Consider the following 7,159-nt stretch of genomic DNA (forward strand, 5'->3'; position numbering starts at 1 on the left):
CCACAAAACCGCCTGGCCCTCATCAGACCGTCCAGCCCCCGCACCTGCACAGAACGGAAGAACCATGCAGCACGTCACCCTGAACAACAGTGTCCAGATGCCCGTCCTCGGCTTCGGCGTCTACCAGATCCCGCCGGAGCAGACCGAGCAGGCCGTCACCGACGCCCTCGCCGCCGGCTACCGCCTCCTGGACACCGCCGCCGCCTACGGCAACGAAGAAGCCGTCGGCCGCGCCATCAAGAACAGCGGCATCCCGCGTGAAGAGCTCTTCGTCACCACCAAGCTGTGGGTCCAGGACGCCCCCGCCGAGGACAACACCCGGCGCGCCTTCGAGACCTCCCTGACCAAGCTCGGCCTCGACCACCTCGACCTGTACCTGATGCACCAGCCCTTCGGCGACGTCTACGGCCAGTGGCGCGCCATGGAAGCCCTCAACCGCGAGGGCCTCGCGAAAGCGATCGGCGTCGCCAACTTCTACCCCGACCGGCTGATCGACCTGATCCTCAACAACGAGATCATGCCGGCCGTCAACCAGATCGAGACCCACCCCTTCTTCCAGCGCACCGACTACCAGGACCTGATGCGAGAGCACGGCGTCCAGCACCAGTCCTGGGGCGGCTTCGCCGAGGGAAAGAACGACCTGTTCACCAACCCGCTCCTGGCCGAGATCGGCAAGGAGTACGACAAGTCCGTCGCCCAGGTCGTCCTGCGCTGGCTCACCCAGCGAGGCGTCATCGCCATCCCCAAGTCCGTCCGCGCCGAGCGGATGGCCGAGAACATCGACATCTTCGACTTCGAACTCACCAACGAGCAGATGGCCGCCATCGCGACCCTCGACACCGGCAACACCCTCTTCTTCGACCACCACGACCCCGCCATGGTCGACTGGCTCGCCAAGCGCCGCGTCAGCTGACACAGCCCCGGAACCGGCGCGAATGCCCCCAGGGCGTCCGCGCCGGATGCACACAGGGCCGCACCCGAAGGACTGTCAACGACGGCCGCGGCCGCCGCATGGAGATCTACCCCGTAGAGCAGAGTCACGTCCCCGCCGAATGCTTCCGCCCCACCCTCCAGCAGCGGTCCATCACCGTCCGGTACATCTGGGGCGACCTCGTCGACGCCTGGGCCGCCCAGGACTCCGACACGGTCGACGAGATCTGGGACGACGTCATCAGCGACCTCGACTCCGACTACAACGCCTACGCCCACATCTCCTCGGTCGGCATCGGTGCCTGACCACCTTCATCACCGCATCCGCCCCGCCCCTCGCAGCTGCCAGGGGCGGGGCGTCCCGCGTCGGTCTGCGGGAACGAACAACCTGCCGCCTGTCACCCGCGTCCGTATGGCCCTATGCGCGCCCAGTGCAACGAGCGCCGGCACCCGAGGCAATGCCGTCCGAACGCCGTTGAGGTCGCGTGACAGGGAAGCAGACGAAGAGGAAGTTGCTCCTGCTCCGCAGTCACACAAACGGTCACACGAGCAGTCACACAAGGCGATGTCACACGCCTGACCTCGGGGAATGGGTCCCATCGCCCACCTGTGCCACGGATGTGACCAAGGGAGCCAAGTCGGCGAGCAAGGGCCTGCGTATTGAGCGCATCCACATCGCCCCCGGCGTGCATCCGTACGACGAGGTGGCCTGGGAGCGCCGTGACGTCGTCACGACCAACATCCACGGCTTATGACCGCCGAGCGGGTGTGGTCCTGTAGGACCACGGCCACACCTCCGCCTGCCCACACCCCGAGCGTCCCGTGCCCCGGTCCGTTCGACATAGGGGACTCCCGCGTGCCAGCCGGCGCTGTCTATGGACTGCCGCCTGCCACAAGGGTCAGGCTTCCTGTCCTGCCTCGGCGCGGTTCTCGGCGGCGGCGGTGATGCGGTGACGCTTCCATGCGCGGCGGGGGCGGCCGCGGGTGCCGGCGATGAGCGCGTCCGGCTCGAGGAGCTCGGGGAAACGGTTCTGGGCCAGGGCGCTGGTGAAGCTGGCAGTGGTGGTGTACCCGAGGAGGGGGGCCGCTTCCGCGGCGGTGAGCAGGTCCCCGGGCTGGCCGTCCGCGGTGGGTGCTGGGGCCGGGGTGATGCGGGGTACGCCCGTCTTGGGGAGGGTGTTTCCCTTGCCCGGTCGGCCGGCGATCCAGGCGGTGATGGTGCCCCGTTGCCACCACGTGGTGTTAGGGCGCCCCGGCCGGGCTGGCGTGGTGGGGAGTCTGCCGGTGTAGTTCGGTTCGGGGAAGTAGCCGGGGCGCTCCTTGAGGTAGGCGTGGATCGTGGTGGCGTTCTTGTAGCCGAGAAGCGCTGCGACGTCGCTCGGGGAGAGCAGGTCGGCGGCGTCGCCGGTGCCGGCGACGGCCTCGAGTGATGCCGTGGGACGGGCGGAGCGTTCCGCGAACCATTCGGCGACCGCGGACTTCTCGCAGTACTGCTTGCGCCCCTCGGTGTGGTGGACGGCCGGGAAGGCGGTCGTCTCCCTGTCACGTACCCATTCGCTCAGACGCGAGCGTGAGCCGCCGAACTCCTCGAGGATCTGCGCGGCGTCGATCAGCTCGCCGGGCCGTTGGCGTCCCCATCAGTCACTCCGTTCTCTGGATGGACGCCAGCAACATGATTTTTGATAGTGATAAATAAGTGATCCGGTGGTGGGCAAGAGGGCCACCCCGCCTTCCTCTCTACTCCAGGGAGTACTCCGATCCCCGTGGCCTGCCCCGTAGTAGTTTTGGAAAAAACCACAGGGAGGACAGGCCATGGTCGAGATCCTCCACTGGAACGCGCCCGACTACTGGACCGTGTCCCACATCGCTGCCGCCTACGGCGTCAGCGAGGCGACGGTCAGCAAGGAGTGGACGAAGCGGCCGCAATGGCCGGCCGCCGTGGACGGCATCGGGAAGCGACGTTCGACACGGGGGAGGCCCGCCAAGGTCTACTTCCGCGACTTCCGCGACGCGGTGAAGGCCGCGGTCGAGCTGCACCGGGCGAATACCTCCGGGGCCGGCCCTGCCCCGCCACCGGCAAGGCAGTGGCCCGGCAAGGATCGGGTGACGCTCGCCGAGATTGCCCGCCGGCTGGACCGTGACTACACCGAGGTCCGCAACTACCCGCGCCTGTATCCACCCGGATCCAACAACCCCTTCCCGCCCGTAGGACCCGACCGCATGCGCACCTGGAGCGACATCACCGGCTGGCAGGCACGCCGACCCGGGATGGGCAACCGCCGCACGGCCGCCCGCACCACCGAGACCACTACCGACGAAGGGCATGCCATCCCGTGAACGCCGAAGCACCGTTCCACCGCATCAAGATCCGCGTGGCGGCACTCATCTTCAACGGTGACGAGATCGCCCTCATCAAACGGGTCAAGAACGGCACCGAGCAGTACACCGTGCCCGGCGGAAACGTCGATCCAGGCGAACCGCTTCCGGCCGCCCTCGCCCGCGAACTCAAGGAAGAACTCAACCTTGACGTCGACCAGGCCGACGCCGCCCCCCGCTTCACATGGCTGCTCGATGCCATGGTCAGCCGCCCCGGAAGCACTCCGCCCCGCAAACTCCACATGGTCTTCCGCCTGAGCATCAGTGACCACGTCCGTGGAACCCTCAGCGCGACAGAACACGACGACACCGCCGGCGTCGGCGAACTGGTCTGGATCCGCCGGCAGGAGACCAAAGACTTGGCCCTCTTCCCGCCCGTGCCCGTCGCAGACCTCACCACCCCAGCCGTCGACCTCGACGCCGGCGCCGCTCTCCTGCCCGAACTCAACGACTCCAACTACCGCTGGATCTGACCCGGATCGGGGCGCAGCGGCGGGCACGTGTCGCAGGAGGCTGGGCGCAGCGAGGCAGGAACGAGGGGCGCACCCACGGCCAGGGCGCACCGGGCTCGGCGAAGGCCAGGGCGCGGCGGTTCGCACTCGACCGGCCTCACAGCGCGCACGCTCCCCGAGACGCCGGTGGCTGCGTCGTGGGGGCGGTGCTCGGCGCGGCCCTGGCCGAACCAATTGCCCCGCCCCTGCGCCGTGCTTCCCCGGCCAGCACCCCACCGAGTACCGCCCCCACGACGCAGCCACCCCACCGCCGCGCCCTGGCAGCCGAGCACGGTGGGCTGGGGCGCACCTCAGGGGCGGAGAGCCTGACGACTCTGATGCCGCGCCTGACGGCCCGGCCCCCGCCTGACGACGGGACCCGCGGGCGGCGGGTAGTGCTCATGACGACAGTGTCTCGCCGTTGGGTACCGCTGGTGCGGGTAGGGCGCCGGGAGTCGTTTGTTCCGCCGGAACGGCGGTATGGCAGAGGCATGGCGAGAAAACTTTCCTTTCCGGTCCCGGTCCTCACCGTCGATACCCCCCAGAGGATGGACCGACCTGTAGCTTCCAGGTGGGTCGTTTGGGGCGACCTACAGGTCTTCCCCGGCGATGCGTTCTCTTCTCTGAGCGTGAGCGCGGCCGGAGTCGGGGCCGCCGAGGTCATCGGCGCACGGCTGACGACCATCCAGAAAGGGACGGACGCTGGTTCCTGGTACCTGGTGGCCTACGGGACCGCGATCTCGTACGGATAGGCCCGGGCGGGCAGAGCGCACAGCAGCTGCGCCCGCCCTGACATCTACTCTGCGTACGACAGTAGGAGTCGGGGCCGTCGGCTCGTGATGCAGCGGGCGCCCATCTCGACCAGGCTGACGGGGAAGGTCCACGTTCTGGTTCTGGCTCACTTTCCGTGAACCATCACGCGGAGTGACGTTTGTCGGGCGGGCGGGGCCTCGGGAAGCTGCCTGAAAATGACTCGTCCCCAGTGCGGTGTGGCTGACAGTTCGGCCCGTGGAAGAAGTAGTGCTCCGGCTGGAGGAGTTACTGTTCCCGTCGATCTCGGACGTGGCTGTGCTGTCGGTCGACGTGACCGACGAAGCGGTACGCATCGAGGCCCAGAGGACGGTGGCCGGGTCCGATTGCCCTGGCTGTGGAAGCTGGTCGCGGCGGATTCACAGCTCTTATCTGCGGTTTCCCGCTGATGTGCCCAGCGGTGGCAGACGGGTCGTCCTCTGCCTGCGGGTCCGCAGGTTCCTCTGCCCGGTCATCTCGTGCGGGCGGCGGACCTTCGTCGAGCAGATGCCGGGGCTGACCCGTCGTTACGGCCGGCGAACCGAGCGCCTGCGGTCGACACTGGCCGATGTCGGCCTCGCGCTCGCCGGTCGGGCCGGGGCCCGTCTGGCGAGAGTCTTCGGCTTGTCCGTCAGCCGCAGCACGGTGCTGCGGCTGGTCGAATCCTTGCCCGACCCGGAAATTCCCGCCCCGCGCGTCGTCGGCGTCGATGAGTACGCGACCCGCAAAGGCCGCCACTACGGGACCGTTCTGGTCGACGTCGAAAGCCGACGCCCGGTGGACCTGCTGCCAGACCGGGAAGCCTCCAGCCTGGCCGCTTGGCTCGCGAAGCGACCAGGGGTAGAGGTGGTCTGCCGCGATCGGGCACCGTTCTTCGCAGAAGGCGCCACCGCCGGGGCGCCCCAGGCGGTGCAGGTGGCTGACAGGTGGCACCTCTGGCACAACCTGAGCGAAGCCGCCGAGCGTTGTGTCGCAGACCACCGCGGATGCCTGCGGGTGCTGGCGCCAGATCCAGCCCAGCCTGCCCCCGAGCTCGAGAAGTTCGAAGACCCGTCCGGCTCCCCCTGGCCAAGGGGTCACCGCTTCGCCGACCGAACCCGAGCCAACCACGCGACTGTCCACGAACTGCTGACCGCCGGACTCAGCCGGAGGGCGATTGGCCGCCAACTCCGCATGACCTCGCGTACCGTCAAACTCTTCGCCGACGCAGCCACCCCGGAGGACCTCTTCCGCGGACAGTGGCAGGGCCGGCCGTCCAAGCTGGACGCGTTCAAGCCCTACCTGGATGACCGCTGGAACCAGGGCTGCACCAACGCCTGGGCGGTATGGGAGGAGATCGTGCCGCTCGGCTATCAGGGCAGCTACCAGCGCGTTCGCGCCTACTTCCGGGAGAAGAGGACCTCTCCCAACCCGATCACAGCTCGGCCACCGTCACCCCGCGTCGTCGCCGGCTGGATCCTCCGGCGCCCCGAGACCCTCCCTGAGATCGACCGCCTTCGGCTCAAGGCAGTCTTGGTCCACTGCCCCGAACTCGACGCCCTCAGCACTCACGTCCGGTCCTTCGCCCAGATGCTCACCGAGCGCCAGGGCGAACGGCTTCCGCAGTGGCTCGACGCCGTCCGGCGCGACGACCTCCCCAGCCTCCACACCCTGGCCGCAGGCATCGAACGCGACCGTGATGCCGTCATTGCCGGGCTCACCCTGCCCTGGAACTCCGGCGTCGTCGAAGGACACGTCAACCGGATCAAGATGCTCAAACGCCAGATGTTCGGCCGCGCCGGCTTCGCTCTCCTGAGGAAGAGGGTTCTTCTGGCCAGCTGACCACAGACACCCATAGGGTGACGGGGACGAGAGAAGATGCACCATGGATCCCCGCATACCCCGCCTGCGTCGCAAACTGGCCGCGATCCCGTTCCAACCACTGCGCAGCCACTCCTTCGGGGAAGAGCAACACAAGTTCTGCCTCGGTCCGAAGCTGGCAGAAGCACGCGTCGCTGCGTTCGAGGCCGAGCACGACATCGCCCTGCCCGACGCCTACCGGCAGTTCCTCACGCACATCGGCGGCTCAGGTGCGGCGCCGTTCTACGGCCTCATGCCGCTGGAGCGGTGTTCCCTGCTGGTCATGAACCCGCGTGAGGAACCGGGAGCACCCCGCGGATTCGACGACGCAGAACCCGGGGCTCACGGACGCGACCTCTTCCTCCACGTCATCGAAATGGGCTGCACCGACGTGTGCGTCATCGCGGTGACCGGTCCCCTCACCGGCCGCGTCCTCATCGGCAACAGCGACGGGTTCTGGGGCCCCAACGTCTCCTCCGCCACCGACTTCCTCGACTGGTACGAACGCTGGCTCAACCACATGAGCGCCGGACGCGACAACCGGGCCCTGGAACTCACCTCACCCCGGCTTCGCGCCCATCCCGACAGGCATCGCATGGCACCGAAGATTTGACTCTCCGTAACCACTCCACGGAAAGTGGCTCTGTCGCTATTTTGGGGGTGGGCAGCTTCTTGATCATGGTGAGAGCAGGATGCGGCGCCGTAGGAGATCGAAGTTCGCGCGGCCATACATT

General features: G+C 68.0%; 8 protein-coding genes. All 8 read left to right on the top strand.

The genetic code is table 11. From position 1 onward, the window contains the following. Positions 1-64 precede the first annotated feature (64 nt). The 8 genes from ACFCY7_RS04135 (at position 65) to ACFCY7_RS04170 (ending at position 7,038) form a co-directional block, all read left to right on the top strand. Entirely contained in the window at positions 65-913 is an 849-nt protein-coding gene (locus ACFCY7_RS04135; protein WP_376481097.1) for an aldo/keto reductase, read from the top strand. A 98-nt stretch (positions 914-1,011) separates the two neighbouring features. Then, positions 1,012-1,236 carry a hypothetical protein gene (locus ACFCY7_RS04140; protein ID WP_376481098.1) on the top strand — a complete coding sequence of 75 codons (225 nt, stop codon included), beginning with the start codon at positions 1,012-1,014 and terminating at the stop codon, positions 1,234-1,236. A gap of 314 nt (positions 1,237-1,550) precedes the next feature. Continuing rightward, positions 1,551-1,685, top strand: coding sequence for a hypothetical protein (locus tag ACFCY7_RS04145; protein ID WP_376481128.1), 135 nt, complete (start codon positions 1,551-1,553; stop codon positions 1,683-1,685). 1,057 nt (positions 1,686-2,742) lie between these two features. Continuing rightward, positions 2,743-3,267 carry a hypothetical protein gene (locus tag ACFCY7_RS04150; RefSeq protein ID WP_376481099.1) on the top strand — a complete coding sequence of 175 codons (525 nt, stop codon included), beginning with the start codon at positions 2,743-2,745 and terminating at the stop codon, positions 3,265-3,267. Further along, positions 3,264-3,779 carry an NUDIX domain-containing protein gene (locus ACFCY7_RS04155; RefSeq protein ID WP_376481101.1) on the top strand — a complete coding sequence of 172 codons (516 nt, stop codon included), beginning with the start codon at positions 3,264-3,266 and terminating at the stop codon, positions 3,777-3,779. The genes ACFCY7_RS04150 and ACFCY7_RS04155 overlap by 4 nt, the downstream gene beginning before the upstream one ends. A gap of 647 nt (positions 3,780-4,426) precedes the next feature. Then, the gene (locus tag ACFCY7_RS04160; protein ID WP_376481103.1) at positions 4,427-4,549 is read left to right on the top strand and encodes a hypothetical protein; all 123 of its coding nucleotides are present in this window, start codon (positions 4,427-4,429) and stop codon (positions 4,547-4,549) included. Positions 4,550-4,805: 256 nt separating this feature from the next. Beyond that, positions 4,806-6,407, top strand: coding sequence for an ISL3 family transposase (locus tag ACFCY7_RS04165; protein WP_376481105.1), 1,602 nt, complete (start codon positions 4,806-4,808; stop codon positions 6,405-6,407). A 43-nt stretch (positions 6,408-6,450) separates the two neighbouring features. After that, complete coding sequence (locus ACFCY7_RS04170; protein WP_376481106.1) at positions 6,451-7,038, top strand: SMI1/KNR4 family protein; 588 nt, start codon at positions 6,451-6,453, stop codon at positions 7,036-7,038. The last annotated feature ends 121 nt before the right edge of the window (positions 7,039-7,159 follow it).

The organism is Streptomyces sp. NPDC056361, from assembly GCF_042262805.1.
Taxonomy (GTDB): Bacteria; Actinomycetota; Actinomycetes; order Streptomycetales; family Streptomycetaceae; genus Streptomyces.